This window comes from Thermosynechococcus sp. QKsg1, assembly GCF_031586415.1.
In the GTDB taxonomy this organism is placed as follows: Bacteria; Cyanobacteriota; Cyanobacteriia; order Thermosynechococcales; family Thermosynechococcaceae; genus Thermosynechococcus.
Genome location: NZ_CP134200.1, coordinates 1,201,156 through 1,225,762, shown reverse-complemented (window position 1 = coordinate 1,225,762; position 24,607 = coordinate 1,201,156). Strand labels below are relative to the sequence as shown.

The 24,607-nt window shown below is 54.4% G+C and carries 25 protein-coding genes; 14 read left to right on the top strand and 11 right to left on the bottom strand.

The window, feature by feature from the left end:
• Positions 1 to 56 precede the first annotated feature (56 nt).
• Genes folD through RHP47_RS06160 form a run of 3 tightly spaced genes read left to right on the top strand, consistent with a single transcriptional unit; the run spans position 57 to position 2,412 of the window.
• Entirely contained in the window at positions 57 to 977 is a 921-nt protein-coding gene (folD, locus tag RHP47_RS06170) for a bifunctional methylenetetrahydrofolate dehydrogenase/methenyltetrahydrofolate cyclohydrolase FolD (RefSeq protein WP_310841320.1), read from the top strand.
• 10 nt (positions 978 to 987) lie between these two features.
• A complete protein-coding gene (gene crtE / locus RHP47_RS06165; protein WP_149819144.1) occupies positions 988 to 1,911 on the top strand; it encodes a geranylgeranyl diphosphate synthase CrtE in 924 nt (307 codons plus the stop codon).
• Between the two features lie 51 nt (positions 1,912 to 1,962).
• Positions 1,963 to 2,412, top strand: a complete 450-nt coding sequence (locus RHP47_RS06160) for a divergent PAP2 family protein (protein WP_149819142.1) — start codon at positions 1,963 to 1,965, stop codon at positions 2,410 to 2,412.
• Positions 2,413 to 2,427: 15 nt separating this feature from the next.
• Here the strand turns inward: RHP47_RS06160 and RHP47_RS06155 are convergent, their stop codons facing one another.
• On the bottom strand, positions 2,428 to 3,858 hold the full coding sequence (locus RHP47_RS06155; RefSeq protein WP_149819140.1) for a mannose-1-phosphate guanylyltransferase/mannose-6-phosphate isomerase: 1,431 nt from the start codon (positions 3,856 to 3,858) through the stop codon (positions 2,428 to 2,430).
• 257 nt (positions 3,859 to 4,115) lie between these two features.
• Between RHP47_RS06155 and ndhO the strand changes: the two genes are divergently transcribed.
• From ndhO to RHP47_RS06130, 5 genes are all read left to right on the top strand, one after another.
• Positions 4,116 to 4,328 (top strand): photosynthetic/respiratory NAD(P)H-quinone oxidoreductase subunit O, encoded by a 213-nt coding sequence (gene ndhO / locus RHP47_RS06150; protein ID WP_149819138.1) that lies wholly within the window; start codon positions 4,116 to 4,118, stop codon positions 4,326 to 4,328.
• Between the two features lie 110 nt (positions 4,329 to 4,438).
• Positions 4,439 to 5,794 carry a folate/biopterin family MFS transporter gene (locus tag RHP47_RS06145; protein ID WP_149819136.1) on the top strand — a complete coding sequence of 452 codons (1,356 nt, stop codon included), beginning with the start codon at positions 4,439 to 4,441 and terminating at the stop codon, positions 5,792 to 5,794.
• Positions 5,791 to 7,254, top strand: coding sequence for a carotenoid oxygenase family protein (locus tag RHP47_RS06140; RefSeq protein ID WP_310841319.1), 1,464 nt, complete (start codon positions 5,791 to 5,793; stop codon positions 7,252 to 7,254). Before RHP47_RS06145 ends, RHP47_RS06140 begins: the two co-directional genes overlap by 4 nt.
• Before the next feature lie 3 nt (positions 7,255 to 7,257).
• Positions 7,258 to 7,731, top strand: coding sequence for a CYTH domain-containing protein (locus tag RHP47_RS06135; RefSeq protein WP_310841317.1), 474 nt, complete (start codon positions 7,258 to 7,260; stop codon positions 7,729 to 7,731).
• A 46-nt stretch (positions 7,732 to 7,777) separates the two neighbouring features.
• Positions 7,778 to 8,959 (top strand): M20 family metallopeptidase, encoded by a 1,182-nt coding sequence (locus tag RHP47_RS06130; RefSeq protein ID WP_286627068.1) that lies wholly within the window; start codon positions 7,778 to 7,780, stop codon positions 8,957 to 8,959.
• On the opposite strand, the gene RHP47_RS06125 is transcribed toward RHP47_RS06130, so the two are convergent.
• From RHP47_RS06125 to RHP47_RS06115, 3 genes are read right to left on the bottom strand one after another with little or no spacing between them, the layout of a single operon-like run.
• Positions 8,956 to 10,095 (bottom strand): LptF/LptG family permease, encoded by a 1,140-nt coding sequence (locus RHP47_RS06125; protein ID WP_149819130.1) that lies wholly within the window; start codon positions 10,093 to 10,095, stop codon positions 8,956 to 8,958. The two genes, RHP47_RS06130 and RHP47_RS06125, sit on opposite strands and share 4 nt — an antisense overlap.
• Before the next feature lie 3 nt (positions 10,096 to 10,098).
• Positions 10,099 to 10,509 carry a hypothetical protein gene (locus RHP47_RS06120; RefSeq protein ID WP_286627067.1) on the bottom strand — a complete coding sequence of 137 codons (411 nt, stop codon included), beginning with the start codon at positions 10,507 to 10,509 and terminating at the stop codon, positions 10,099 to 10,101.
• Complete coding sequence (locus RHP47_RS06115; protein ID WP_190278320.1) at positions 10,509 to 11,531, bottom strand: ABC transporter ATP-binding protein; 1,023 nt, start codon at positions 11,529 to 11,531, stop codon at positions 10,509 to 10,511. Before RHP47_RS06115 ends, RHP47_RS06120 begins: the two co-directional genes overlap by 1 nt.
• Before the next feature lie 105 nt (positions 11,532 to 11,636).
• On the opposite strand from RHP47_RS06115, the gene RHP47_RS06110 reads away from it, so the two are divergent.
• The 5 genes from RHP47_RS06110 (at position 11,637) to RHP47_RS13095 (ending at position 16,720) form a co-directional block, all read left to right on the top strand.
• On the top strand, positions 11,637 to 12,599 hold the full coding sequence (locus RHP47_RS06110; RefSeq protein ID WP_149819126.1) for an HMA2 domain-containing protein: 963 nt from the start codon (positions 11,637 to 11,639) through the stop codon (positions 12,597 to 12,599).
• Between the two features lie 49 nt (positions 12,600 to 12,648).
• Entirely contained in the window at positions 12,649 to 13,728 is a 1,080-nt protein-coding gene (locus tag RHP47_RS06105; RefSeq protein ID WP_149819124.1) for a PIN/TRAM domain-containing protein, read from the top strand.
• A gap of 26 nt (positions 13,729 to 13,754) precedes the next feature.
• Positions 13,755 to 15,965, top strand: a complete 2,211-nt coding sequence (locus RHP47_RS06100) for a glycosyltransferase (RefSeq protein ID WP_310841316.1) — start codon at positions 13,755 to 13,757, stop codon at positions 15,963 to 15,965.
• A gap of 193 nt (positions 15,966 to 16,158) precedes the next feature.
• Complete coding sequence (locus RHP47_RS13100) at positions 16,159 to 16,443, top strand: IS630 transposase-related protein (RefSeq protein WP_399363204.1); 285 nt, start codon at positions 16,159 to 16,161, stop codon at positions 16,441 to 16,443.
• The gene (locus RHP47_RS13095; protein WP_399363083.1) at positions 16,421 to 16,720 is read left to right on the top strand and encodes a transposase; all 300 of its coding nucleotides are present in this window, start codon (positions 16,421 to 16,423) and stop codon (positions 16,718 to 16,720) included. The genes RHP47_RS13100 and RHP47_RS13095 overlap by 23 nt, the downstream gene beginning before the upstream one ends.
• Positions 16,721 to 16,743: 23 nt before the next feature.
• Here the strand turns inward: RHP47_RS13095 and RHP47_RS06090 are convergent, their stop codons facing one another.
• The 7 genes from RHP47_RS06090 to RHP47_RS06060 form a co-directional block, all read right to left on the bottom strand.
• Positions 16,744 to 17,277 carry an NUDIX hydrolase gene (locus tag RHP47_RS06090; protein ID WP_149819120.1) on the bottom strand — a complete coding sequence of 178 codons (534 nt, stop codon included), beginning with the start codon at positions 17,275 to 17,277 and terminating at the stop codon, positions 16,744 to 16,746.
• Positions 17,265 to 18,089: a DNA-methyltransferase gene (locus RHP47_RS06085; RefSeq protein WP_399381615.1), complete on the bottom strand. Its 825-nt coding sequence runs from the start codon at positions 18,087 to 18,089 to the stop codon at positions 17,265 to 17,267. Before RHP47_RS06085 ends, RHP47_RS06090 begins: the two co-directional genes overlap by 13 nt.
• Before the next feature lie 247 nt (positions 18,090 to 18,336).
• The gene (locus RHP47_RS06080; protein WP_149819118.1) at positions 18,337 to 18,690 is read right to left on the bottom strand and encodes a DUF1257 domain-containing protein; all 354 of its coding nucleotides are present in this window, start codon (positions 18,688 to 18,690) and stop codon (positions 18,337 to 18,339) included.
• A gap of 120 nt (positions 18,691 to 18,810) precedes the next feature.
• Positions 18,811 to 20,340 carry an AAA family ATPase gene (locus RHP47_RS06075; protein WP_190278319.1) on the bottom strand — a complete coding sequence of 510 codons (1,530 nt, stop codon included), beginning with the start codon at positions 20,338 to 20,340 and terminating at the stop codon, positions 18,811 to 18,813.
• Between the two features lie 44 nt (positions 20,341 to 20,384).
• Positions 20,385 to 20,708, bottom strand: a complete 324-nt coding sequence (locus RHP47_RS06070; protein WP_149819114.1) for a ribbon-helix-helix domain-containing protein — start codon at positions 20,706 to 20,708, stop codon at positions 20,385 to 20,387.
• Between the two features lie 132 nt (positions 20,709 to 20,840).
• Positions 20,841 to 21,836, bottom strand: a complete 996-nt coding sequence (gene fmt / locus RHP47_RS06065) for a methionyl-tRNA formyltransferase (protein ID WP_310841313.1) — start codon at positions 21,834 to 21,836, stop codon at positions 20,841 to 20,843.
• A gap of 36 nt (positions 21,837 to 21,872) precedes the next feature.
• A complete protein-coding gene (locus tag RHP47_RS06060; protein WP_286627062.1) occupies positions 21,873 to 24,137 on the bottom strand; it encodes a ribonuclease R family protein in 2,265 nt (754 codons plus the stop codon).
• 221 nt (positions 24,138 to 24,358) lie between these two features.
• Between RHP47_RS06060 and acpP the strand changes: the two genes are divergently transcribed.
• Complete coding sequence (acpP, locus tag RHP47_RS06055; protein WP_149819108.1) at positions 24,359 to 24,604, top strand: acyl carrier protein; 246 nt, start codon at positions 24,359 to 24,361, stop codon at positions 24,602 to 24,604.
• Positions 24,605 to 24,607: the final 3 nt, after the last annotated feature.

Genomic DNA, 24,607 nt, shown 5'->3' with positions numbered 1-24,607 from the left:
ACGCATTCGGCAACTCAACCCTAGACTTTTGTGATTGATCAATTTTAAGGTGTCCTTTGGTTGCAAACTCCGCTGCCTGCCTTGATGGCAAATCCTTAGCCCAGTCCATTGAACGCCAGTTGGCTGATCATGTGCGGACGTTTCAAGCCCAGTGGGGGCGATCGCCCGGCTTGGCGGTGTTGCGGGTTGGCGATGATCCCGCCAGTGCCGTGTATGTCCGTGCCAAAGAACAAGCCTGTGGCCGCGTCGGGATTCAATCCTTTGGTGCCCATTTACCGGCCACCATTACAGAAGCGGATTTATTGGCCAGAATTACTGAGCTAAATCAGGACGAATGGGTGGATGGCATTCTGCTGCAATTGCCCCTACCGCCCCACCTTGATCCCCGTCCCCTGCTATACGCGATTCATCCGGATAAAGATGTGGATGGCCTGCATCCCGAAAATCTCGGTCGGCTCGTGCGCGATGAACCGGGACTGCGCAGTTGTACGCCTGCTGGAGTGATGCAGCTTTTGGCCGCCTATGGCATTGATGTTGCAGGTCGCTCGGCAGTGGTCGTGGGTCGCAGTATTTTGGTCGGCAAGCCCTTGGCCTTGATGTTACTCACTGCCAATGCAACGGTGACGATCGCCCACTCGCGCACCCGTGATCTTGCCAGTGTCACCCGTAGTGCTGAGATTTTAGTCACAGCGATGGGACAGCCGCGGCGGATTACTGCCGACATGATTCGGCCGGGGGCAGTGGTCATTGATGTCGGGATTAATCGCATTCAACGCCCCGACGGCAAATCGAGTCTCTGGGGCGATGTGGACTATGAGGCTGCCTGTGCTGTGGCCAGTTATATTACCCCTGTTCCGGGGGGCGTCGGTCCGATGACCGTTGCCATGTTGTTGCACAATACTGTATGGAGCTATTGTCGCCGTCACAACTGGCACAAGCCCCTGCTCTCGTTGACCTCTATGCTGCCCGCACGCTGAGGAGTTGTTCATGATTTCCGCTGATCCCCCCCAAGTCCATCCCGCCGGCACATTTGATCTCAAGGCCTACCTCAAAGAACGCCAAGCCCTTGTGGAAGCGGCCCTCGAAGCCTCGATCCCCGTTGCCTACCCAGAGAAAATTTACGATGCGATGCGCTATTCACTGATGGCAGGGGGCAAACGGCTGCGCCCGATTCTTTGCTTGGCCACCTGTGAACTGATGGGGGGTACCGTGGAAATGGCCATGCCCACCGCCTGTGCCCTAGAGATGATCCACACGATGTCGCTGATCCACGATGATCTGCCGGCTATGGACAATGATGACTACCGTCGTGGCAAGCCTACAAATCACAAAGTCTATGGCGAAGATATTGCCATTCTGGCGGGGGATGGCTTACTGGCCTATGCCTTTGAATATGTGGTGGAACAAACGAAAAACGTGCCCGCAGAATATCTGCTGAAAATTGTGGCGCGGTTGGGGCATGCGGTGGCAGCAACGGGATTGGTGGGCGGTCAAGTGGTGGACTTGGAGTGTGAAGGGCAGCCGAACATTGGTCTAGAAACGCTGCACTTTATCCACTCCCACAAAACGGGGGCATTACTGGAGGCCTCTGTGGTTTCTGGGGCATTACTGACGGGGGCGAATGAATCTGATGTGGCTCGCCTGTCGCGCTATGCGGCAAATATTGGCTTGGCGTTCCAGATTGTGGATGACATTTTGGATATTACTTCGACCCGCGATGTCCTCGGTAAAACCGTTGGTAAAGATGTGGCCGCCCAAAAAATGACGTACCCGCGCCTGTGGGGTCTGGAAAAATCTCGCCAAGAGGCTGAACGCTTGGTGGCAGAGGCGAAGGCAGAGTTGGCTGTGTATGGGGCAGCCGCCGTTCCTTTGCAGGCGATCGCCGACTACATTACCAGCCGCAGTCATTAACGATCCCGAAGTGGGTTAGGATGGGCGCAGAGTTTGTCCTTGTCCGTAACCATGATGGACGGTCTTCGTGAGCTACTGGCTAACCATGTCCTCTGGGTCGCTTTCGCCGCCAGCGCGATCGCCCAAATGCTCAAGTTACTGATTGACATTGCCAAACACCGCAAGCTCAATTTCCGCGTTCTGGTGGAAACGGGGGGCATGCCCAGTTCCCATTCCGCCCTAGTTACTGCTCTGGCGACTGGGGTAGGGCTGCAGCGGGGCTGGGATAGCATTGAGTTTGCGATCGCCGTTGTCTTTGCCTGCATTGTCATGTACGATGCGGCCGGGGTACGCCAAGCAGCCGGTAAACAAGCCCGCATTCTCAATCAAATTGTCGATGAATTTTTCCAAGATGGGCACGAATTGGCAGAAGCCCGCCTCAAGGAGTTATTGGGGCACACCCCCATTCAAGTCATCGTTGGTTCCGCCCTTGGGGTGGCGATCGCTTGGCTGGCGGTCTAAGGGTTTGCCCAGCGGTTATTGCCCTGTCTCGCGACCATAGCGATCCTCAAAGCGGACAATATCATCTTCGCCAAGGTAGGCTCCCGACTGCACCTCGATCATTTCAAGGGGAATTTTCCCCGGATTGGCCAAGCGGTGCACAGCGCCCACAGGGATATAGGTGGACTCATTCTCCGTCAGCAGAAACGTTTTGCCATTGCAGGTAACTTCCGCTGTACCACTGACAACAATCCAATGTTCTGCGCGGTGATGGTGCTGTTGCAGCGAAAGACTCGCCCCCGGCTTGACCGTAATCCGCTTCACTTGAAAGCGATGACCCGTGTCAATGGAATCGTAATGTCCCCAAGGGCGATAGACTACGCGATGATTGTAAGCCTCACTGCGCTTTTGGGCTTGCAGTTGCTCCACCACTTGTTTCACCTGCTGTGCCGCCTCCTGATGGGCAATGAGAACAGCATCAGCGGTTTCTACAACAATGAGGTTTTCCACCCCCAGTAGGGCAACCAAGCGGTTTTGACTATGGACAAAGCAATCTTTGCTGCCATAGGTGAGAACATCGCCACGGCAACTGTTGCCAAATTCATCCTTGGGTGTCACCTCCCAGAGACTTGACCAAGACCCCACATCACTCCAGCCACACTCTAGGGGCACTACCGCTGCTTTTTGCGTCTTTTCCATCACCCCATAGTCCACCGATAAACTGGGACACTGACTCAAGGGTGCTGTGGCCAAGCGGATAAAGTCCAAATCCTCCTGTCCCTCCCGCAGTGCCAAACGGCAATGGTGCAAAATGTCTGGCTGCTGCTGTGCCAATTCTGCTAAGAAGCTCTGGGCGCGGAAGAGAAACATACCGCTATTCCAAAGGTAATGGCCATCCGCTAGATAAGCCTCTGCCGTTGCCAAATCGGGTTTTTCGACAAACTCTGCCACCCGATAGGTGTGGGCCTCACTGAGAGCTTCCCCCCGCCGAATGTAGCCGTAGCCTGTATGGGGAGAGGTGGGCGTAATGCCAAACGTTACCAACCAGTCCTTGGTGGCGGGTGCAAGTGCCCGTTGTAGCCCCTGCTGAAAGGCGGCAACATCCTGAATTAAATGATCCGCTGGTAGCACCAAAAGAATGGCATCGGTGGCGAGGACTTCTGTGACGTAGAGCGCAGCAAGGGTAATCGCAGGAGCCGTATTGCGCCCCAAGGGTTCGAGCAAAATCCGCGTTGGTGTCACCCCTAGCTCTTGAAATTGTTCCGCTACAAGGAAGCGATGGGCGTCATTGGCCACCACCACTGGCGGTTGCACTTGGGGTAAACCCTGCAAGCGTTGCCACGTTTGTTGTAGCAGACTCTGCCCTTCGGCAGTTAAGCGCATAAACTGCTTGGGATGGGCTTGGCGCGATAATGGCCAAAGGCGACTTCCGGCTCCCCCCGATAGAATCACTGGAATACAGTCCATGCAAGGTTCCCCTCACGTAATGCGACGCTTAAGCGTAGTCTATCGCCAAAGAACTTCGTCTTGGTTCAGACCCCTGTTCTTTTTGTTGCTCATTTTCTAGGGGCTACTGTTTTGGCAGTGCCCGATGAATGGCAGTGAAGGACTGAGGTGGCGTTTCCCCTTGGTTAAGGTTTGGCAATTGGATTCATCAACAGACTTAAAGCCCTTGGCGATTCTCCTTGGGATAGAATGTGGGCTGATCAGCGTTAGGGTTTCCTATGGCGATTAAAAAGGGAGATTTGGTAAAGGTCGTTGCTGAAAAATTGGCCAACAGTGTTGAGGCCTTGGCCAGTGATCATCGCTATCCCCCCTATCTCTTTGAGGGACGAGGCGAGGTGGTGGAGATTCGCGGTGACTATGCGCAGATTAAATTTCCAGTGCCCACCCCTACAGTTTGGCTGCGCCTCGATCAACTGGAGATCGCCAAATAACCCCAATTAGGGTCTCCTGCTAGCCTAGGAGCCAGTGAAGAGTACCCGTGTTAGCAATTTTCAGCGTGTCTGGATATGATGGAGGCAATGCTATTGCTTAACATTTAGTAATGTTAGTTCAACCTTCGCAACCTCAACGCTGGTTTCAGTGGCTCAAGGAGACGCTCCTTTTTGGGCAAGAACCCAGTGGCGAACTCTTAGCCATTTTGCTGGTGTATTTTGTCCAAGGGGTGTTGGGCTTAGCACGGCTGGCCATTAGCTTTTTCTTTAAGGATGAGTTGGGTCTGTCGCCGGCGGAAGTGGCGGCATTGATGGGTGTGGCTGCGCTGCCTTGGGTCATTAAGCCGGTATTTGGCCTCATTTCTGATAGTGTGCCGCTTTTGGGATTTCGTCGCCGTTCCTATCTTGTCCTGTCGGGCTTGCTGGGCTGTGGGGCGTGGTTGAGCTTGGGGACGTGGGTGGCTACCCCTTGGCAGGCAACGGCAGCGATTCTCGCAACCTCGATCGCCATCGCCCTCAGTGATGTGATTGTCGATTCACTGGTGGTTGAACGGGCACGCCAAGAATCGGCGACTGAAATGGGAACGCTGCAATCCCTAAGCTGGGCAGCGACTGCCGTGGGGGGTATCCTCACCGCTTACTTTAGTGGCCAACTGTTGCAGTGGTTTAGTCCGCGTACAGTGTTTCAAATTACAGCGGCGTTTCCGCTCTTGATGTCGGGGGTTGCGTGGGCGATCGCCGAAGCACGGGTTACGGCTCGGCCTCAACTGCGTCAGACTTGGGAGCACATCAACCGTGTGCGCCAAGCCATGATGCAAAAACGGATTTGGTTGCCGGTGGCGTTTCTCTTCCTCTGGCAAGCCACCCCCGGCTCGGAATCAGCCTTCTTTTTCTTCACAACGAATGAATTGGGCTTTGAGGCGGAGTTTTTGGGACGGGTGCGCCTTGTCACTAGCATCGCCTCCCTCTTGGGGGTGTGGATTTTCCAGCGCTACTTGAAAACGCTGCCCATTCGTACCATTTTTTTCTGGAGCACGATTCTCTCAGCCCTTTTGGGACTCTCTAGCTTGATTTTGGTCACCCACCTCAATCGCCAATGGGGCATTAGTGACCAGTGGTTTAGCTTGGGGGATAGCCTCATTTTGGCAGTTATGGGGCAGATTGCCTTTATGCCGGTACTCGTGTTGGCGGCACGGCTGTGTCCGCCGGGGATTGAGGCCACCCTCTTTGCGCTGCTGATGTCCATTAGCAACCTTGCCAATCTGGTCTCCCATGAGTTGGGGGCACTGCTGACCCACTGGCTGGGGATTACCGAGCATAACTTCGATCGCCTCTGGTTGCTGGTGCTCATTACCAACCTGAGTACGCTATTGCCCCTACCCCTGTTGAACTGGTTGCCGCAGCAGGTGCCGGCGCCCGCCTCTCAATCCTCTGTCACTGTTGAGTTGGAGCCAAGTGTCCCATGACTGGAGTTTTAGATCGCCCCTACACGATGGCGGATTGGCGGGGGGGGACCGAATCTCTCACCCAAGAATATGACTATTGGATTGAGGATGTCGAAGGTACGGTGCCCACGGATTTGGTGGGAACGCTCTACCGCAATGGCCCTGGACGGTTGGAGCGCGGGGGAGTGCCCTTAGCCCATCCCTTTGATGGCGACGGCATGATCTGTGCTTTTCGCTTTGAGAAGGGACGGGTGCATTTTCGCAATCGCTACGTGCGTACCGCTGGGTTCTTAGAGGAGGAAAAGGCCAATCGCCTTCTCTATCGCGGTGTCTTTGGCACCCAAAAACCGGGGGGCTGGCTGGCCAATTTCCTCGATATTCGGGTCAAAAACATTGCCAATACCCATGTGATCTATTGGGGGGGCAAATTACTGGCGCTCTGGGAAGCCGGTCTGCCCTACTGCCTTGACCCTGTGACCCTAGAAACCATTGGCCTCGACAACCTAGGGGGTCTCCTCAAGGAGAGGGATGCCTTTGCAGCGCATCCCCGCTTTGATCCTCAGACGCAGCGGCTCGTGAATTTTGGTGTCAAGCCCGGCCTGCGGACTCGTATTACCCTCTATGAGTTTGATGCCAGTGGTCAATGTGTCTCCCAACCTGTCTTTGAAATTCCGGGCTTTGCCTTTATCCATGACTTTGCCCTGACCCCCAACTACGCCATTGTCTTTCAAAATCCAGTGCAGTTAAATCCACTGCCCTATCTGCTGGGACTGCGGGGCGCTGCCCAGTGCATTCAATTCAATGCGCAGGAACCGACACGGGTTTGGCTGCTGCCTCGTCGGGGTGGGACTCCCCAGATGTTGACGATGCCCGCCTGTTTTGTCTTTCACCATGCCAATGCCTACGAAGCTGGGGATGAAATTCATGTGGAGTCCATTGCCTACAGCCACTTTCCCAATCTCGAACCGGGCATGGATTTTCGGGAGGTGAATTTTGCAGCGCTGCCCTCAAGCCTGCTGTGGCGGATTCAATTGAACCCCAAAACCAAGGCTGTGGATTGGCAAGTGGTGAGCGATCGCCCCTGTGAATTTCCCGTAGTGCATCCGGCCAAGGTGGGGCAACCCTATCGCTACACGTATTTGGCGGCAGGGCATGATCCGAAAACCAATGCGCCTCTCCAGGCACTGTGGCGGTGCAATCGCCAGACGGGGGAGGAACAATTTTGGTCGGCGGCACCGCGTGGCTTTGCCAGTGAACCCATTTTTGTCCCGCGGGGTCTGCAAAAGGGTGACTTTCTCTGGCAGGGTGCCCAAGGGGAAGAGGATGGCTGGCTCTTGCAGGTGGTGTATGATGCCAGTTGCCACAAATCGCAGTTACTCATCTTTGATGCGGCAGCCATTAGCGCCGGGCCAGTGGCACGATTGCGCTTGAAACACCACATTCCCTATGGTCTCCACGGTTCATTTACCACAGCGGTCTAGGCAATGGGCATCGAAATTGAGCGCAAGTTCCTTGTCACAGGCGAAGAATGGCGATCGCTGGTCACAAGTGTGTCCCAATTTGCCCAAGGCTACCTGTCCACAGTTCCTGAGCGCACGGTGCGGGTGCGTCTTGCGGGTGAGCAAGCATGGATCACAATCAAGGGCAAAGCCAGCGGTGGCCAACGCCGTGAGTATGAGTATGCTATCCCCGTTGCTGATGCAAGGGAACTCCTCGCGGAATTGTGCCTACAACCCATCATCCAGAAAAACCGCTATCGTATTCCAGCGGGTGATCTGTGTTGGGAAGTGGATGAATTTGCTGGCGCCTGTACTGGCCTGATTTTGGCAGAAATTGAATTGCCCCAGCCTGACTATCCCCTGACTCTACCCCCGTGGATTGGCCTAGAAGTGACCGACGACCCCCGCTATACCAATGCCTACTTAGCGGAGCACCCCTATCAGGAGTGGTTCACCTGAATTCCTGAGATTCGATAGGATACAAAAATATCGCCACGGCTGCGCTATGCTTGCTCGGATTCGCCAGATTACCCAAACCCTCACCCCCCGTCTCATTGAAATTCGTCGCCATCTGCACCGCTACCCCGAATTGAGTGGCCAAGAACATCAAACCGCTGCCTATGTGGCGGGGGTACTTTCCTCCGCCGGCTTAACGGTACAGCAGGATGTGGGGAAAGTGGGGGTGATTGCGGAACTGGCGGGGAATCCCAAAGAACAGCGGCTCTTGGCCATTCGCACCGATATGGATGCCCTGCCGATTCAAGAGCGCACTGGACTCGAGTTTAGCTCAAAACATAGCGGGGTGATGCACGCCTGCGGTCACGATGTCCACACCACGGTGGGTCTGGGCACGGCAATGGTGTTAGCAGCCCTCAAGGAGGAGTTCCCCGGCCGGGTGCGGTTTATTTTTCAGCCTGCGGAAGAAATTGCCCAAGGGGCGAGTTGGATGATTGCCGATGGCGCTATGAAAGAGGTGAGTGCCATTTTGTCGCTCCATGTGTTTCCCACCATTCCAGCGGGGGAAGTGGCGGTGCGCTACGGTGCGTTGACGGCGGCTGCCGATGACATTGAGTTAACGATTTTGGGAGAATCGGGCCACGGTGCCCGCCCCCATGAAGCGGTAGATGCGATTTGGATTGCCGCTCAAGTGATCAGTGCTTTGCAACAGGCCATTAGCCGCACGCAGAATCCCCTGCGACCCGTGGTGGTTACCTTTGGCAAAATTCAAGGGGGACGGGCTGCCAATGTCATTGCCGATCAGGTCACCCTTCAGGGAACGGTGCGATCGCTCCATCCGGAAACCCGTGCCACCCTCCCGACCTGGATTGAGCAAATTGTGGCCAATGTCTGCCATGCCTACGGTGCCCGTTACAAACTCCACTATCGGCGGGGCGTACCGGGGGTGGAAAATACGCCCTACCTATCGCAACTGCTGGCGGAGGCGGCGACTGATGTGGTGGGTGCCCCCCATGTGCATATTTTGCCGGAACCGTCCCTGGGGGCAGAGGATTTTGCCCTTTACCTAGAGCATGCCCCCGGTGCGATGTTTCGCCTTGGGGTAGGGTTTCGCGATCGCCCCAACTATCCCCTGCATCACCCGGAGTTTGATGTCGATGAACAGGCTATCCCCGTGGGTGTGATGACCCTTGCCCATGCGGCCTGTCGCTATTGGCAGATTCCCTACTAATGACGATTGGCATGGTAGAGCATGCCGAGGGCGATCGCGCTGACTATCCCCTTTGGCAGCCAACTGGCCACAAGGGGTGAAATGGCTCCCCCCTCACCAAAGGCCGTGAAGATAAAGGCACTGACATAATAGCCAAAAATAATTGCCACACTGAGCCCAAAGGCCCGCCCCTGTCCTTGGCGGGGAGAACTGATCCCCAAAACAGCGCCGACAACAGCAAAACTGAGACACAAAAAGGGGAGAGAGAGCTTTTCCTGCAACTGCACCCGCCACTGCCGCAGACGTTTGGCATCGCCACTTTCCGCCAAAACTTGCAAGTACTGATAGATTTCGCGGCTGGTCATAAACTCTGGTGCTCGCGTTTCCATCGCTAAATCAAGGGGGGTGCGGGGGTAGGCAAATGTTCGTTCTGAGAAGGTCTCGGCCACATCATAGTCGCGATCGCGGGTCAGGTGGTGGTAGGTGCCCTGCCGAAACAGCCACGCCGAACCCTGCCACTGGGCTTCCTGCGCCGTAATAATTTCTCGCAATTGCCCCTGCTCAAAGTTCAACACCGTCACTTGACCCATGACCTCGCCATCAAAACGATGGGCAAAAAAGAGTTGCTGAAGCTGCCCCCCAGCAAAACGACGGTAGAAGATATTGCGGGTTTGAAAGGTAGGTTGGGGGCGTTGAATCGCCACTTCCAAGGTCTTGATGGCGCGGTAGGCCATGGGGGGAGCCACCAGTTCATTGAGGGCAAAGGTGAAGAGCAAGGCACAGAACCCCGCTAGGAGCGCCGGTCGCACTAAACGCAGCGGACTCACCCCACAGCTTTTGCAAGCAATCAGTTCACTGCGGCGGGACAGTTGACTATAGGCAAGGAGCGAACCAAAGAGCATCGCCATGGGAATGCCCAGCACCGCAAAGGTGGGCAAACGCAGAAAAAAGACTTGAAGGGCACTGAGGATGCCAAGGTTGTGCTCCACCATATTGCGAATGAGGTAGAACACCGTACCAATAACGGCAGCGATCGCCGTAAAAATGCCAAAACCAAAGACAAAGGGGCGAATCATCTCCCGCAGAATATAGCGATCCAACAGGGAGAATCGCGGCTGCCAAGGCATCTTCTCAAGGGATCGGGCGATCGCCAGCATCTTTTATAGTCCCAAGCGGGGTTTCGCCAACTTCCAATAACGAAAGAATCGCTTCAAATCAGCATTGGCAGGTAACGTGACAAAGGGTTCTGGCTCTAGGATCTCCACTGGATAGGCCAATTGCTGACAAATGGCGCGAAAGCGAGGGCTAGGACTGGCCATTGTCACCACGCGATCGCCGCCGTGCACCTCAACAAAGGCATTCACCAAGGGAGCGACCTCACCCCGGTACATTTCCACGGGGAGATCCAGCAGGCACTCATAGAGAAAGACCAGCCGCTTTAGGCGAATTTGCCACTCCTTGAGGAGCGCTACATCCCAAACAAAAATGGCCGGCGCCTTGGGATAGCGGTCAAAGATGGGCGCCGTGGGGTCGAGGCAGTCTCCATGAACCCAAAGAATTGGCTGCCCCATTAGCGTTGCATGGCCTCTTTTTTCAACTGTTTGCTGTCCCGCTGCGCCGCTGCTGCCAAGTCGGCATCCAAGAGGGTTTGACCCGTGGCGGCCAAATAGACATCATCTAAACTGGGTCGTGACTGCGCCAAGCTAAAGAGGGGAAGTCCTGCTTCCTCTAGCGCCCTTCTAATGGCTGCGATCGCCACAGCCGCATCTGTGACCACCAGATTCAAGGAGTTGCCTTGGTTGGCATTAATCAGCGCCGATTTCACGCAGTCCAATTGACTGAGAAGGGCCTGGGCCATTTGTGCCTCTTGACGCGGTGTAAATTCTCGTACCCGCAACGTGACGCGATCGCCCCCAATATTGGCCTTGAGTTCCTCGGGAGAGCCACTGGCAATCACCCGCCCCTGATCGAGAATCGCCAAGCGATCGCTAAGGAGATCCACTTCCTCAAGGTAGTGGCTGGTCAAGATAATGGTCAGTCCCTGAGCCTTGAGATCCCGCAGCACATCCCAAATCACTTGGCGACTTTCAATGTCGAGGCCTACGGTGGGTTCATCTAAGACAAGCACTTGGGGTTGATGCAGTAGTCCTGCCGCGAGATCAAAGCGTTTGCGAATGCCACCCGAGTAGGTACCACACTGGCGATCGCGCCATTCCAATAAATCCAACCGTGCCAGCACTGCTTCAATGCGCTCTGGAATCAGGGCACGGGGAATGTGGTACAGCGCCGCCTGTAATTCTAGAAATTCCTGACCCGTGAGGATTTTATCAAGCGCCACCTCCTGAGCCACATAGCCTAATTTTTGGCGCACTAAATGAGGTTGGTGGAGAACCGAAAGACCACAGACTTCCAATACCCCAGCATCCGGTCGCGAGAGGGTACACAGACAGCGCAGTGTTGTCGTTTTCCCTGAGCCATTTGGCCCCAGCACCCCAAAAATTTCCCCTTGATGGGCGCTAAAGGAGACATCGGCCACCGCTGTAATGGCACCGTAGGACTTCTTGAGATGTTCGACCTTTACCGTGGCTGTCATGGTCATTCACTCTGTGTGTGATTCCCTTAACATTTTGACAGATCTTCCTCCTTGCTTTGGTGCGCGTGCTACAACGGCAACTAGAGCCTATTGGGTGGGTTTCCCATGGCCACTGCCGAAACTGCGCCGATTGCCGAAGTCATGCACCTCACGGGCGATCGCCTGCGATTGCGGATTCAAGAACTGAAAACGGATGCTGCCTTTCGCGATTCCCTGAGTGCCTATCTGAAAACCCGCCAAGGGATCAAATCTGTTCACGTTAACCCCCTTGCCGCCTCAATTACCATTGAGTATCACCTCGAGCAAATCACGCCCCTACAACTGTTGGCGGCCATTCAATTTTGGGGGGATGTCCAGATCATTGGCCAAGGCAATAAGGGCTTGCAAAACCTCACCCGCGCCTTTGATCTCGAACCCGAAGAGGTGGGCAACAAACTCACCTCCATGGGCGGATTTCTCATGGGCGGCTATGTAGGTGATATTCTCGGTGGCATGGTGGGGGGAACGGCGGGTGGCCTGTTTATGGGGCCTGCGGGTGCGGTCATGGGGGTGCAAGTGGGCACCTTTGTTGGCGGTGTGATTGGTGCGCGATTAGGGATGGAAGCCACGGAGCAAATCACCCAACTGCAATTTACTGCCCTTGAGGAAACGCCGGAACGGGTCGCGAAAGTCTTGGAGATTCGCACGGGTGACAAAATTGGGGGTACCGCCGGTGAAATTGCTGGCGGCTTGGCGGGGCAAGTGGTCTTGGGGCCTGTGGGCGAAACCGTCGGGCGCGTAGTGGGCAATATGGTTGGTGCGCAACTAGGGGAAGATCTCGGGCGACAGTTGGCGGCGCCATCCCCTGAGGAACCTCCTCCCCCATCCCTGCATCTTTTCCTAGAGTGGTGGGTGAAAACCAGTCAAGCCTTTACTAAGGAAACGCTATGGGCGACCCTCGGTGGCATGGTGGCACGGGCCATTCTGGGGCCTCAAGCCGAAGCTGAGGGCATCCGAGCCGGTACCCGCATTAGTCGTCATCTCGATATGCAACAGCCCAACACCGCAGCAAAAGAGAAAAAAGTATAATCCTAAAGTAATGGCCTATGGAGATGTCCAGCGCGACAGGAGCGAACCAATGCTCGATACCATCTTACTCCTCATTATCGTCGTGATGGGAATTGCCGTTGGCTTCAACAGCATTGACCTCCTCCCAGAAACGGTTCTTGCTCAAGTGGCCAATGTGCGGGGATTGCAGTGGGTCATGGCTGGCTTTGGCGCCATTGTTGGCATTGCCCTTGGTTTATTGTTGCAGTCCCTTTACCATCGTCTTGAGCGCAGTATCCGTCAATTGCCCCCAGAAACGCTCTTGTCGCGAGCCGTGGGTCTAGTGGTGGGGTTGCTCTTGGCCAACTTGATGCTGGCACCGATTTTCCTGTTGCCCATTCCCAAGGATTTTTCCTTTATTAAACCCCTGATTGCTGTTCTCACTAGCATTGTCTTTGCCTATTCGGGAACCACTTTGGCCGATAGTCACGGGCCTGCCCTGCTGCGGTTAATTAACCCCAATGCCGTTGCTAGCAGTCTCTTGGCTGAGGGGATGCTCAAACCTGCCCGAGCAAAGGTACTGGACACCAGTTGCATTATTGATGGCCGCATTGAGGCGCTGTTGAATCTTGGGGTACTCGAAGGGCAAATCATTGTGCCCCAGTTTGTACTGCAAGAGTTGCAACTGATTGCCGATGCGGGGAATGAACAAAAACGGATTCGTGGTCGGCGAGGTCTCGACGTTCTCAATCGCCTCCAAGCCAGTTTGGGCGATCGCATTGTCATTCACTCCGCAGACTATCCAGAATTAACAACGGTGGATGCCAAGCTGGTGCGCCTCTGCCAAGAAATCAACGGCACTCTTGTCACCAATGATTTGAATCTCAACAAAGTTGCCCGCTTCCAAAAAGTGGATGTCTTTAACGTCAACGAGTTAGCGCAAGCCCTGCGCCCCATCTACCTCCCCGGCGATACGCTGGAGTTGAAGATTCTCAAGGAAGGGAAAGAACCAGCGCAAGGGGTGGGCTACCTTGAGGATGGCACGATGGTGGTTGTCGAAGAGGGGGTGGATCACATTGGCGATCAGTTGTCGGTGGTTGTGACCAGTGCCCTGCAAACCTCGGCAGGCCGCATGATTTTTGCCCGTCTGCAAATGCCAACGATGGCCTAAATTTCCTCTTTTTAGGGGGTCTCCCTATGACCCATGAGCCACCCAAGCCCACTTCCCCCCCGCAACTGGTTTCACCGTGGGTCTGGGGTCTTTTTGTTTTCAGCATCCTATTCCTCTTTGGTGTGCTGTTGGCGACGGTGTGGCGACCGACGCTCTTTCCCATTGATTTAGTGAATCCCGATCAGTTGCGGCCTCTGCCCGACCTCCTGCAGATGCCCACCGATGATTTAAGCGTGTGGTGGCCCATTGTCCTTGCGGCAGTGGTGGCAGTTGCCCTCAATTTTATTCCCAGCAACAATGTCACACGCTTGATTATTCGCTTCATTGTTATTCTCTTTGGCTGCCGCTATCTGGTGTGGCGGGGCTGGGTGACGCTCAATGATGCCCACTGGTTGAGCTTTACTGCCAGTATTGGCTTCTATGGTCTTGAGGTGCTCTACTTTTTCACCTATTTGCTTTACTTCTATCAGACGGCATGGCTGACGACTGCTTGGCGATCGCGCCAGGCCGATCACTATCAGCAGGCAGTTCTCAGCGGCGAATACTGCCCCAGTGTGGATATTTTTATTCCCACCTATAATGAGCCTCCCTATATTTTGCGGCGGACGATTGTGGCCTGTCAGGCGATCAACTACAGAAATAAAAGCATCTATGTCCTCGACGATGGTCGGCGATCGGAAATTGCGGATCTCTGTGAGCATCTGGGGGTCAACTATCTCACCCGTCCCACCAATGAGCACCGCAAAGCAGGTAACCTCAACCATGCCCTGAAATACACCACTGGTGAACTGATTGCCGTTTTTGATGCCGACTTTATTCCCTTTCAGAACTTCCTGAGCCGCACCGTGGGCTTCTTTCAAGATGATCACGTGTCCATGGTGCAGACCCCCCAGCACTTCTTTAACCCTGACTACCACTCCCAAAACCTTGGCATTGAGTTCATGATGCCCGGCGATATGGAGTACTTTTTTGGCTTTATTCAGCCGGGGCGGGACTTTGGCAACGCCATTATCTGCTGCGGTACCTCCTATGTGGTGCGCCGCCGTGACCTAGAAGCCGTGGGTGGATACTATACCCGCTGTGTAGTCGAGGATTTCCAAACGGGAACCAAAATGCAGATCGCTGGTTATCGCCTCGTTTACCTCAATGAAATCCTCAGCATGGGGGAGTCTCCTCGCAACTTCCAAGATCATCTGGAGCAACGGCTGCGCTGGCTACAGGGGAATATGCAAATCTATTTCTGTGGTGATGATCTCCCCATTTGGTCAAAACTGTCGTGGTTTCAGCGCAGTTGCCACCTCTCGCTGCTCTTGCACAACATTAATCCCTTTATCCGCACGTGCTTTCTCGTCGGTCCTTTTTTGAGCCTGATGACCGGTATTTCCCTGACGGTGGCCACGTTTGGTGAGTATCTCTTTTATGCGCTGCCCTATACACTGCTGACGATCGCCACCTTTAGCTGGGCGACAGAAGGGCGGTATTTTTCCGTCTGGGGTGAAGTCTATGAGGTGACCTTTGCCTTTCCGGGGATGGTGCAACTGATTAAAATCCTCCGCAATCCCTTCGGTAAAATTGGCAGCATTGTCACTAACAAGGGCACCCTCTCCAATCGGAAGCGGTTGAATTTGCGCTATACATGGCCGCTGGCGGCGTTTGTGATTGCAGTCGGGGTGGGGGTCTTTATCCGCTATGGGGGTTACTGGCTCCATATCTGGCCACCAATGGAGTATGAACGGGCGGGTTTAGAGGTGATGCTGGCTTGGACGCTCTACAACGCCTTTATTGCCTTGATTGCGGTTCTGTCCTCCATTGATCAGCCCACCCGCCGTCAGAGCGATCGCTTTCCCGTTTGCACCGTATGTCGTTTCCAACTGGAGGATCAAACCTACTGGGGCTATACCCGCGATGTGTCGGAGACTGGTGCTGCCCTGTTGCTGACTGCAGGGCGTTTTATCGAAGCCCAAAGAGATACCGTCGGCACGCTGACCTTTTTGGAACAGGACTTTAGCGTCACCGCAGCCGTGGTTCGTACCCGCACTGAAGAGGAGCGGTGCTGCATTTACCTGCGATTTTTAGAGGTCAGTGATGAGGCACAGCGGCACCTCGTACAACTGCTCTATGGTGGCCTCACATGGTGGCACAAACCCAAAGCCCCCAATGGCCTAGATGCCTTTTGGCCAATGTTGATTCGTCTCTTCGACTTTCGATCGCTCTTTAGCCTCTATAGCAATAATTGACCGATAGGCTCACAGCTCAAAAATTTGCCCTAGGGGACAATAAAAGTGTGGCAATAGGGGAGATGTCAACGTATAGCCATTTCGAAAGGGAGTGAGATATTTTCAAGAGGGATAGGCTATACTCAAAGCGTCATGAATGTTACTCAAGAATATGAGCTATAGCTTGGACTGACGAGAGCGGGTTGTCTCCTATATCCAGCAAGGCGGCAAAATCAGTGAAACGACTCAGATCTTTCAGGTGAGCCGCGCCGCCATCCATCGCTGGCTGAAGCGAGAGGACTTAGCGCCCACGGTTGTCCCCCGTTGTCCTTGGAAGCTGGATTGGGCGGCCTTAGCAGCGGATGTTGCTGCCCATCCCGACGACCGTTTAATCGACCGTGCCCAGCGATTTGGCGTCCAAGTTTCCACCATTAGTTACGCCCTCGACCAGATGGGCATGACCCGAAAAAAAACAGATGCGTTACCAAGAACGGTGTGAGGAAGAGCGGCAAGCGTATCAACAGCAGCTCGACACATGGGTAGAGAGTCACGGCGAGGAAACAGTGGTGTATATCATGGATAATGCACCGATTCACCCGAAAGGGGTGATTCAGGCAGTGGTGAAAGCGGCGGGTCACGAGGTGTTATTTTTACCGAAATACTCTCTTGATTTGAATGTGATTGAGCACGACTTCAGTGCGCTGAAGCGAGCGCGAATGTATGCAGGGTCAAACAGTTCGATTGATGAGGTGATTCGCAAGTATTATGCTGGATGATGCCTCATTCTCTATTGGAATAGCTATAAAGAGAGATACAGCCATTGCAACAAAACAGCACGACATTGCAAGCACTCCAACTGTGCAAGAAGCTGTGAGATGTCCGGACTCCCGAGCCGAAACCTGCCCCCGGCTTGAGGTACCGTTGCCCTTGGTGCGAGTTCAGCAACAAAGCCCCACACTCTTTGATTGGAGAAAGCACTATTGACCAGCCAAGGCTGCTCACTGATCGGGGTGATTCCTTGAATGACATCAGCGGTAATTCCCAATTCCCGTGTCAAAATTTGCGGCACGATCGCGATCGGATCTTGATCCGACCCTACTCTGCCACCGGGAAAATCCACCGTAGCTCGCTGAACCCCCACCCGAAAGGTTGGCGGCAAGCAGATTAAATCCTTCCCTTGCAGCGGCAGGACAATCACCGAGTCCGCCTTTTCTACCCGCCAGTATTCTAAGGTTTCACCTGTGTCCGTCAGCCACTTTTCGGCAATCAAGGTCACCCACTTGGATTGAATGCGTACCAGTTCATCGAGCGATCGCCAATTCACTGTTGCCACTCTTCAGGAACTTGGGCTATTTTCTCATGTCCTGTGGGGGCGTACACCGGTCTGCCGAGGGGACGGTAGGGCAGGGTGCCATTTTCATAGGCCTGAATCCGTTGGCGAGCAATGTTGACATAAGCGGGTTCCTTTTCACAGCCCATCGCCCGCCGATTGTGCATTAGGGCAGCCAAAAGCGATGATCCCACCCCCATATAGGGGTCAAAGACCCAATCCCCTTCATGACTGAGGGCGAGAACGCACCGCTCCACCAACTCAATGGGAAACTGGCAGGGATGCAATGTTTTTTCAGGATGATTGAACTTGACATTGGGAATATCCCACACCAGTTCTTGCCAATCCTGAAGAAGGATTTCCCAGACATCGGATGGATTTTTGCCCAAGGGATTGCCCGAGGGTTTGCCCTTATTGGGGCCTTTGAAATGGCGTTTCCCCGGATATTTGGCTGGAATACGCACGGCATCCAAATTAAAGATGTAGTGATCGGACTTCGTGAACCAGAGAATCGTTTCATAGCGGCCAGAAAAGCGCTTTGTGGCATGGAGACCATGGCCAAATTTCCAGATGATGCGATTGCGCAGCTTCAAACCCAACCGCTTGAACAGGGGATAAAACAAAATATCCAAGGGATACACCTCTCCCCCTTGAACAAAATTCCCCACTTGCCAGCACAAACTTCCCTCTGGCCGTAGTACTCGATATAGCTCGGTAATTACCTCACTTTGGCTTTGGAGATAGTCCTCGATCGCCACCGTCGTTTCATAGGCCTTGCCGAGGTTGTAGGGCGGCGACGTAAAGATGAGCGTCATAGCCTCATCCGGCACCTGACGAATCACCTCACAGACATCTCCACTGGCAACGACTAGCTTAGCCTCTGGAGAAAAACGCTCTTGAATGTGCTGGCCAGAACTCAATAACTATAAGCCATCCTTCCCTGTACCGCCAAAATACCATATTCGTAATCCTGAGATAAAAAAAGAGGCCGACCCCTAGGGAGTCAGCCAGCGGATTACTTGGGAACGCGCGCTAGACAGTACAAAGCAATTGGCAACAGGATTAGCTATGCACCACAAGCTTGACGTTGGCGTTCTGAAGGCCAGGACGCTTCACCTCAGCCAAGGTTTTGTTGATGGCATATTTTTGGTTGATCGAGTTGATCAGCTCAGTTTGGTTGTGTTTTTTGGCCACACCCCAGAGGTCAGCAATCAGATCAAAGGTGCCATCAGCATTGCGAGACCAGCCCAGATCATACTCGCCATCGAGGACAGCGACGATGTCAGAGCGAACACGTTGGCCATTGTAGCCACGCACATCGGCATTGGTTTTCACCGTAATGCCCAGATCCCGCAGGGACGCTTTCAAGATTTCAGCATCGGTAATTTTCGTACGCAGGGTGCTGAAGTGAGACATGTGGATTTCCTCCAGATTGAGACAGAAACATTGGACTGAATGAACCACAATTTATGGCGAACCAAACCCCTGTGGTCGGGTCTTTCTCCCATCTGCGCAGGGCAGACAGAAGGAAGCTTGTCAGAACTCCAGTCGCTGGTATTCAGCCACTGAAGCAGCCGCCGGACGCGCCCGTTGGCGTGCCCAATCACGCAGTGCCGTGACCTGCTCTTGCATCGTCTTGGAAAGGGGTTGAGTGGCACGGCTAGCGGCAATAATGTCTAACTGGGTAAACTCACGCCCTTGAGCAAAGGCTTCGTACATGGCAGCAATGATGGCCTGCTCAATCTCGGCACCTGAAAAGCCATCACAGATATTGGCCAGTTGCTCTAGGTCAAAGCGATCAATCTCGCGACGGCGCTTGGTGAGGTGAATGCGAAAGATTTCCTTGCGCTCCTCGGCATTGGGCAAATCCACAAAGAAAATTTCATCAAAGCGACCTTTGCGCAAAAATTCACCGGGGAGCCGTTCGACGCGGTTGGCTGTCGCCAAGACAAAGACGGGAGACTTTTTCTCCTGCATCCAAGTCAGGAAGGAGCCAAAGATCCGGCTTGAGGTACCGCCATCGGAGTCCGAGGAGCCTGCTCCGCCCGCAAAGGCCTTGTCCATTTCATCAATAAAGAGAATGGCAGGGGAAATGGATTCAGCGGTTTTTAGGGCATTGCGCAAATTGGCCTCCGATCGCCCCACCATTGAACCGTCATAGACGCGCCCCATATCAAGGCGCAGCAACGGCAAGCCCCAAAGGCGGGAGGTGGTTTTGGCAATCAGGGACTTCCCACAGCCGGGAACCCCCAAAATTAACATCCCCTTCGGTTGCGGTAAGCCGTATTCACGCGCCTTTTCACTGAAGGCGTTGGCGCGTTGGCGTAACCAGACTTTCAGTTCCTCTAGACCGCCGACCGAATCAATGGTTTCATCCACTTCCATATACTCGAGGATGCCATTGCGACGAATAATTTGCTTTTTCTCGGAGAGAATAATATCTACCTCTGCTTCCGTGAGGCGACCTGCGGTCACTTTGGCTTTGCGAAAGACTTTTTCAGCTTCATCCCGCGTCAGGCCAAGGGTGGCTTTGACGAGTTTTTCCCGTACCTCAGGGGTGAGGCGGCGATTGCGGGGATCTAGTTGCTCCTCGAGCACCTCATCTAGTTCGTTGATACTGGGTAGAGGGTAGTCAACGACAACGATTTCTTTTTCCAGTTCGACAGGAATCCGCTGCGCCGCTTCCGGGGACATGAGAATAATGGTTTTGTGGCTGCTTTTGAAGCTGGCGATCGCGTCCCGTAAAGAACGAGTTACAGGGGGCGAATCAATGAAGGGGTGCAAATCCTTGAAGACGTAGATGCCCGGTTCCCGTTGGTGAACAACCCATTGAATGGCGGCTTCCGGCGAGACAGTGTTGTGGTGACTGTTGTTGCGGGGATGGCCATACTCGACCATGCCGTGGGTCACTGTCCAGATGTAGAGCTTGCGGGGAGACCGCCCTTGAGACCCGACTTGACTTTGGGCAATGGTAGCGATCGCCTGCTCAGCCCGCTCTTCTTCAGAGGTCAGGAGGTAGATCAACGGATATTGCGCTTGGATGAGGATACTCAATTCTTCTTGCACAGCAATCACCTCCTTCTTTCAAGGCTGACCCAACACCCCCGCCCCTAGCGGGCAGACACCAACTCGACGGAGAGCGAAGGAACACTGAGGCTGTCGTCATCAATCACTGTGGGCTGATTGACCAAGGCCGTTAGCTCATCCCCCCGTAGGACAAGGGCACTAGCACACTCTGGGCAGTGGTAAACCCGATGCACATTGCCATGCTTTTGCTCGGCATATTCCGCCAGTACTTCTGGGTGAGCCAGCAGAAATTCAATGGCACGTTCAGCAAGGGTGGACATCGTTTCCTGCTCGACCACAGCGGCAATCTTTAGCTGGCGGTGCACATCGGGGGATAGATACAACGTAACCTTTTGCTTATCTTCCATAGGGGTTAGAGACGTACCTAGGTATGTGTGCCAGTGTAGTGAGCCGATCCGAGGGGTGTCAAGGTGAAATGCTGTCAAAACGGCAAAATCGTAACATTTAGTTACATTAAGCCCCGCGTGCTTAAAACTCAGTTACAGGGCTGAGGGCATCATATCGAATTGAGTGGCGATCGCCAGCCGTACCCCATTGACAAAATCCCACCCCGATTGGGCTTTGCGACCACTCAAGTGCACTTGACTCAGCAGCAGGCGACCCTTGCCCGTCTGTACCACGGGGCCCCATCCCTTAATTAGCTCTACCACCGTACCCGGGGCGGAAGATGCCTCAGGCTCACAAACAAAAGAGTGTAAAGGTTCCGGTAATTCGGCCCTCACTTCGGGCACCAATGGCCACGTTTGCAGCAGTTTCAAGGGGGTGTCTTGCCACTGGGTATAGGCATAGGGGTAAAAGGCGCGCACTTGGTTGTGAAGGGCTAAGGCCGATCGCCCCCAATCAATGGCATAGTCACTTTTTTGAATGAGCGGTGCGTAGGTAGCCTCAGCGTCGTTTTGGGGTTCGGGTTGAAGCTGTAGCAGTTGCTGCAAGGTTTCTAGTAGGAGGTCGGCACCCATGTCACTGAGCTTGGCACTGAGGGTAGCAGCGTTATCTCCTAGATGAATCGTTACTTTGCGCTTCAGGAGCATCGGGCCTGTGTCCATACCCGCATCCATGCGCATCGTCGTCACGCCGGTTTCCCCTTCGCCATGGTAGAGCGCCCACTGAATGGGCGCGGCACCGCGATACTTCGGCAGCAGCGAGCCGTGGATGTTGATGCAGCCGTAACGGGGAATCTCAAGGATCGACGGGGGCAGGATTTGACCGTAGGCCACCACCACAAAGACATCAGCGCCTAGCGATCGCAAGACCTCAGGCAGCTCTGGATCCCGACGCAGACGTTCCGGCTGCCAAACCGGTAATCTGTGGCCAAGGGCTAAGGCCTTGACCGGAGAAGGCGATAACTGGTTGCCCCGTCCCCGTCGGCAATCGGGCTGGGTGACCACCCCCAACACTTGATAGGTCTCTGTTTCCAGCAGCCGTTGTAGCGGCGCAAGGGCAAACTCCGGTGTGCCAAAATAAATGATTTTCAACCGCTGCCCACTCCCTGCAAAACGTCAACTGCTGGTTTAGAGAGTCTCAGGAGCGTCATCCTCAGAAGGGGTGAGGGCTTCGCCGCCGTCACTACTACCGTTGAGATCTTCTTCCGTCACTTGGGAGCCACCACTAATGACCGCCAAATCCACCTGCTGGCGGTAGGAATCCACATTTTTAATCAGGACTTCAACGCGATCGCCCAAGCGGTAGCGCAAGCGGTTACGCCGACCCGTCAAGGTTTGGGCATGGGCACGGTATTCATACCAGTCATCCTTGAGGGAGCTGACGTGGACTAAGCCCTCAACATTAAAGTCAATCAGTTCCACAAAGAAGCCATAGGACTGCACGCCGGTAATAATGCCCGAACGCACTTCGCCGATGCAGGCTTGGACTTGGCGCACCCGTTGTAGCCCCACCAAATCCTTCCAAGCCGTGTAGGTTTGCCGCTCCCGCTCTTGGAGGTGGGGGGCTAATTCGTTAACGAGGGTGTCCACTTCCCGCTGGATATCGGTGGTGAAAACAGTCCAATTCACCTGCTCCAAGCAACTGGACTCGCCAAGATTGACGCGCTCTTTTGCCCGTGGCCCGCGGCGATCGCGCCCTTCCGTCAGGAGAATGTGCAAAATGCGCTGATTCACAATGTCAGTGTAGCGTTGGAGGGGTGAGCAGAAATGGCCATAGCCCTCGCCAGTGGCCAAACTAAAGTGGGGCAGCGCCACGGCAGTATCGCTGGCGGGTTTGAGTTTATCGAGCAACAGTTCCTGCAACACGGCTGCTAGATCCGAGGTGGCCAATTGTGCCATAAAGCGCTGACAGTCGCGGGGCGTGACCTGCGTGGGATTGTCTAGGCTCAAGGGCAAGTTGAGATTTTGGCAGAGCTTGAGAAAATCCTGCACGGCATAGAGTTCGGGCACAGGCTGCGTGCGGTAGAGAGCCGGTACCCCCAACTTCGCCAAATGCCGAGCCAGGAGTTCATTGGCAAGGATCACTAAGCTTGTCCAAGGGGTGACCCTCGGTAGGGGAATGGCGGGGGCGAGACCCTCATCGGCATAGGCAAGGCTCAGGGCATCCGCTGGCGTAACTTCAATACTCCCCCGTGCCTGTCGTTGCTGACTCACGGCATTGGCAAGGTGAATCAGGGCACGCAACCAATCACCGGAAGTATCCCCTAGGGCAAGGGTGGCCGCCACCTGCTCACTGGTGACACAGGCATCAACGCGGATACAACTGCGGTAAATTCTGTAGGACTGAACTTCACCGGCATTGTTGATCACCATCAGCAGCGAAATGGCAGCGCGATCGCCCCCCGGCAGCAAGCGCAACCTCTCCAATTCCTGCGGCAAGAGGGGCAAACTCAGTTCAGGGGTGGCGAGGGTCATCCCCTGACGGCGAGCAGTGCGATCCAGCAGTTCATCGCGGGGGAGCAATCCCCCCACATCGCTAATGTGAATCCCCAACTGCCAGAGATTTTGCTCGAGGGCATCGAGGGAAAAGGCCACTTGGGGTTCTTGGCCGGGAGCCACTAAGGTAATGGTGACCAGTTCCCGCAAGTCTTGGCGATCGCTCAAGTCCAAGGTTTCCAACTGGGCATTTAAGGTGGCGGCTGCTGTCCGCAGGGCGGGGCTAAATTGGCGGACAAGATTATGTTTGCAGCAAATCAAATCTAAGGCTGGCGCCGATTGGGCATCACTCCCTAGGATCTGGCCAATTTCCCCCGTCGGCAGGTACCCCCCCAAGGGATAGCGGCGAATGTTCACATGCACCAGTTGATCCACCACCGTGGATAGATCGGACACGAGGTCATTGGGTTCAAGGGCAATTTCAAAGAGCAGGCGATCGTCGAGGGGAATGGCCCGAAAGCCGTCTTCGGTCTGTTTCACCCGGGCAATCACCGAGGGATTTCCCCGCTCAAGGATCAGTTTCACTTCCCCCTCTGGAGATTTCTTGCGGCGGCCTTCACGGGTGACCCGCACCAGCACGCGATCGCCATTCCAAGCGGTACTGAGTTGATGCTCACGCACAAAAATATCTTCAGCACCCTCGGTATCTTGAATCGCAAAGCAAAAACCCTTGCTGGAGCAGCGCAGCCGCCCTTCAATCAAGCCATCATCACTGGCGCGGCGATACTTGCCCCGTTCTTTGATGAGCAGGCCAATGCGTTCTAGGGCATCAAGGGCAATTTCCAGTTCTCGCTGGCTCTCAGGATCGTCACAGCCGAGTTTTTTTTCGAGAACTTTCGGGGCAACAAATTTATCTTCGCTAAAGTTGGCAAGCAGACTGGCAATCGTAAAATGCATCGGCAACTCGGTGAAGGGAGGGCAACAGTGGATGTAGCGTTGTTGGTGTCAAGTATCCAAACTGTAGCTTATCACAGTTGCAGGAGTATCTTAGGGGATCCCCAATCTGTCCTATAATTATGGCGCGTTGATTCTGGGCACGAAACATCCTAGATTTGAGGAATGGCGATCGCCCGCATCAATTACTGTTCTCAATCGTTGTCCATCCAGTTAAGGCATCTATGAATCAATCTGAAATTCTCGAAAAAGTAAAAGCCATTGTTGCCGATCAACTCAGTGTTGATGCAGAAAAGGTTGTGCCCGAAGCAAGTTTTGCCGAGGATCTCAATGCTGACTCCCTTGACTCCGTGGAGTTGATCATGGCACTTGAGGAAGCGTTTGGTGTGGAAATTCCCGACGAAGAGGCGGAAAAACTGAAAACCGTCCAAGATGTCCTTGACTTTATCAACAATAAGGTAGCTGCATAGATC

Bases quoted from the DNA above. Each gene is read 5' to 3' on its own strand.
- crtE (WP_149819144.1), top strand. From the start codon at position 988: ATGATTTCCGCTGATCCCCCCCAAGTCCATCCCGCCGGCACATTTGAT.
- RHP47_RS06160 (WP_149819142.1), top strand. From the start codon at position 1,963: ATGATGGACGGTCTTCGTGAGCTACTGGCTAACCATGTCCTCTGGGTC.
- RHP47_RS06155 (WP_149819140.1), bottom strand. From the start codon at position 3,858: ATGGACTGTATTCCAGTGATTCTATCGGGGGGAGCCGGAAGTCGCCTT.
- ndhO (WP_149819138.1), top strand. From the start codon at position 4,116: ATGGCGATTAAAAAGGGAGATTTGGTAAAGGTCGTTGCTGAAAAATTG.
- RHP47_RS06145 (WP_149819136.1), top strand. From the start codon at position 4,439: ATGTTAGTTCAACCTTCGCAACCTCAACGCTGGTTTCAGTGGCTCAAG.
- RHP47_RS06140 (WP_310841319.1), top strand. From the start codon at position 5,791: ATGACTGGAGTTTTAGATCGCCCCTACACGATGGCGGATTGGCGGGGG.
- RHP47_RS06135 (WP_310841317.1), top strand. From the start codon at position 7,258: ATGGGCATCGAAATTGAGCGCAAGTTCCTTGTCACAGGCGAAGAATGG.
- RHP47_RS06130 (WP_286627068.1), top strand. From the start codon at position 7,778: ATGCTTGCTCGGATTCGCCAGATTACCCAAACCCTCACCCCCCGTCTC.
- RHP47_RS06125 (WP_149819130.1), bottom strand. From the start codon at position 10,095: ATGCTGGCGATCGCCCGATCCCTTGAGAAGATGCCTTGGCAGCCGCGA.
- RHP47_RS06120 (WP_286627067.1), bottom strand. From the start codon at position 10,509: ATGGGGCAGCCAATTCTTTGGGTTCATGGAGACTGCCTCGACCCCACG.
- RHP47_RS06115 (WP_190278320.1), bottom strand. From the start codon at position 11,531: ATGACAGCCACGGTAAAGGTCGAACATCTCAAGAAGTCCTACGGTGCC.
- RHP47_RS06110 (WP_149819126.1), top strand. From the start codon at position 11,637: ATGGCCACTGCCGAAACTGCGCCGATTGCCGAAGTCATGCACCTCACG.
- RHP47_RS06105 (WP_149819124.1), top strand. From the start codon at position 12,649: ATGCTCGATACCATCTTACTCCTCATTATCGTCGTGATGGGAATTGCC.
- RHP47_RS06100 (WP_310841316.1), top strand. From the start codon at position 13,755: ATGACCCATGAGCCACCCAAGCCCACTTCCCCCCCGCAACTGGTTTCA.
- RHP47_RS13095 (WP_399363083.1), top strand. From the start codon at position 16,421: ATGCGTTACCAAGAACGGTGTGAGGAAGAGCGGCAAGCGTATCAACAG.
- RHP47_RS06085 (WP_399381615.1), bottom strand. From the start codon at position 18,089: ATGACGCTCATCTTTACGTCGCCGCCCTACAACCTCGGCAAGGCCTAT.
- RHP47_RS06080 (WP_149819118.1), bottom strand. From the start codon at position 18,690: ATGTCTCACTTCAGCACCCTGCGTACGAAAATTACCGATGCTGAAATC.
- RHP47_RS06070 (WP_149819114.1), bottom strand. From the start codon at position 20,708: ATGGAAGATAAGCAAAAGGTTACGTTGTATCTATCCCCCGATGTGCAC.
- RHP47_RS06060 (WP_286627062.1), bottom strand. From the start codon at position 24,137: ATGCATTTTACGATTGCCAGTCTGCTTGCCAACTTTAGCGAAGATAAA.
- acpP (WP_149819108.1), top strand. From the start codon at position 24,359: ATGAATCAATCTGAAATTCTCGAAAAAGTAAAAGCCATTGTTGCCGAT.